At 70.1% G+C, this 2,605-nt stretch carries 2 protein-coding genes and 1 pseudogene; 2 read left to right on the top strand and 1 reads right to left on the bottom strand.

The window, feature by feature from the left end; all coding sequences use genetic code 11:
- Positions 1-1,244: sigma-54-dependent transcriptional regulator (locus AC1D01_RS29475; protein WP_477872745.1), on the bottom strand; the 1,244-nt coding region annotated here is incomplete at its 3' end.
- A 282-nt stretch (positions 1,245-1,526) separates the two neighbouring features.
- Between AC1D01_RS29475 and AC1D01_RS29470 the strand changes: the two genes are divergently transcribed.
- Together AC1D01_RS29470 and AC1D01_RS29465 are read left to right on the top strand one after the other, a co-directional pair.
- On the top strand, positions 1,527-2,375 hold the full coding sequence (locus tag AC1D01_RS29470; RefSeq protein ID WP_477872743.1) for a VirB8/TrbF family protein: 849 nt from the start codon (positions 1,527-1,529) through the stop codon (positions 2,373-2,375).
- Positions 2,376-2,395: 20 nt separating this feature from the next.
- Positions 2,396-2,605, top strand: a pseudogene (locus AC1D01_RS29465) (hypothetical protein); the annotation flags it as partial.

Below are 2,605 nucleotides of genomic sequence, written 5' to 3'. Positions count from 1 at the left end.
CCGCACCTGCGCAGGCACTGCTCGATCACCGTGCGCTCGAACGAGGCCACCAGCTGCGGCAGCGACTGCTGCGGCGCATCGTCGCCGCCGGCCAGCTCGGGCATGCCCAGCACGTGCCGCTCCACCGCGTTGCGCAGCTCGCGCACGTTGCCCGGCCAGTCGCGCACCATCAGCCGGCAGACGAACTCGATGTCGAGCTCGGCCTCGGTCAACCCGTGGTGCTCGGCCGCCTCCAGTGCAAAGGCATGCGCAAGCAGCGGGATGTCGTCGCGCCGCTCGCGCAGCGGCGGCAGCGACAGCTCGATCACGTTGATGCGGTAGTACAGGTCGATGCGGAAGCGTCCGGCACGCGACAGCTCCAGCAGGTCGTCCTTGGTCGCGGCCACCACGCGGCAGCTCAGCCGGATCGGCTCGTTGCCGCCGACGCGCTCGATCGTGCGCTGCTGCAGCGCACGCAGCAGCTTCACCTGCATCGCCATCGGCATGCTCTCGATCTCGTCGAGGAACACCGTGCCGCCGGCCGCGTACTCGAGCTTGCCGATGCGCCGCTTGGTCGCGCCGGTGAAGGCGCCCGCCTCGTGGCCGAACAGCTCGCTCTCGAAGATGTTCTCGGGGATCGCGCCGCAGTTGATCGCGACGAAGCGCCTGTCGGCGCGCGGTCCGTAGTCGTGCAGGCAGCGCGCCACCACCTCCTTGCCGCAGCCGGTCTCGGCCTTCACCAGCACGTCGGTGTCGACGCGCGAGAGCCGCAGCAGCACCTGGCGCAGCTTGCCCAGCGCCGGGTGGTTGCCGCGCAGCACCTCGTGGATCGGCACGATGCCGCGGCGCACCGGCGCGGGCTCCACGTCCTGCAGCGCCTCGGCGGCGCGCGTCTGCAGCGTCAGCTCGCGCGAGCGGATCGCCTGCTTGCACGCAATGGCCAGGCGCGGCAGCTTGTCGGGCGCGAGCACGTCGCGCGCACCGCGGTGCACCGCCTCGACCGCGGTCGCGGTGTCTTCCTGGTCGCTCAGCGCGATCACCGTGAGCTGTGGGTCCATCGCATGGCACTGCGACAGCAGCTCCATGCCCTCGTGCACGCCGGGCAGGCGCAGGTCGGTGACCACCACGCCGGCCGCGCCCGACGCGATCAGCGTCAGCAGGTCCTCCGCGTTGGACACCGCGTGCACGTCCAGGCCACCGTCACGCAAATGGGCCGCGAGTTGAGCGCGGGTGCTGCCGAACAAGTGAAGCAATGCGACTTTCATGATGGGGTCCAGCGTAGTGATTTGTGGGCGGCGCGCAAGCTACGAGAACTCGTAGGGTGGCTCGAACGCCTCGTTGCGGCAGACGTGCGGAATGCCGCCAGCACCACCGCATGCCTTGCGGCAACGCGCACAGTCGCCGCGCCGCGTGCCTGGCAGGAAGCGATGCCACGTTGCCGGCTAACTGCTTGGCGCGATTGAGATTTCGCGCGGCGTGACGGCGCGCTGCACAAGCTGGCATCGGTGTTGCGCTGTTCGTGGCACGACCGCCGCGAGACCACCACCATGACCCTCCCGCTCAAGAAGCCCCGATCGCCCCGAGACGGCGTGCGCGCCGGTGCACCGCGGCCCGCACACGACACCGAGCAGGGCCTGATCCCCGACACGGTGATCACGAAGCTGCGCGCGCAATCGCGCTTCGACCTGCTGGCCGCCGCGTCGGCCGATCGCGCGCGCTGGTTCGTCGCGTTCCTGCTGCTGTCGGGCATCACGCTGTTCTCGGCGATCGGCTGGTACACCGCCGACCAGCGCTTCGCCTCCAACGTGCGCGTGGCCTGGGTCAAGCTCGATCCGTCGGGCGCATACACGGTGGAGTTCGCCGACCAGGCGCGCCCGGTGGAGTTCTTCCAGACCACGCTCGAATCGAAGATCAGCGAGTTCGTCGAGAAGCGCTACCGCAAGAATGCCGCGACGATCACCGGCGACTACCGCTTCGTCGGCTTCTTCCTGTCGCCCAAGCTGGTCGCGCAGTTCCTCGGGCAGGACGACTACAACGCCGCGCGCGTCGCCGCCGAGCTGAGCGACTGCAAGGCGCGCTGCCTGGAGCGCGACGTGCGCGTGCGCGTGGTGCAGCACCGCACGCAGATCCCGTCGACGATCCCCGAGCAGGGCCGCGCGACGCTGTACGAGACGCTGGTCTTCACCACCTTCACCGAGCGCAAGCCCGACGGCACGGTCGTCGACCGGCGCAACGMCATCGTGCAGATGGGCTGGCGCATCAAGGGCAAGGACGAGATCGCCGCGAACAAGGGCTCGCTGGTCGCCAACCCGCTCGGGCTGGAGATCCTGTCGCTGGACCTGAAGGAAGACCCGACGCCGGTGCCGCGCGACGACAAGCTCGCGCAGACCGGTTGAGGCCCGCAATGACATTCCCCATGGAGCAACGCGCCACGATGAACACCCTTTTGCTCAACCGTGCCCACCTCGCGCTGGCCGCCCTCGCGGTCGTTGCAGGCCCCGCCTTCTCGCAATCCACGCCGTTCGATGGCCCGGGCGATGCGCCGCGCAACGCCACGTCTGCGCTGCCTGCCGCGTCGGCTCCGGCCGCGGCCCCCGTGCGCCGCACCGCTGCCGCCGCCCCGCGC

This window comes from Rhizobacter sp. P3_B12 (assembly GCF_056402895.1).
Note: the sequence above shows the minus strand (reverse complement) of the source record. Positions and strands in the feature narration are given on the sequence as shown.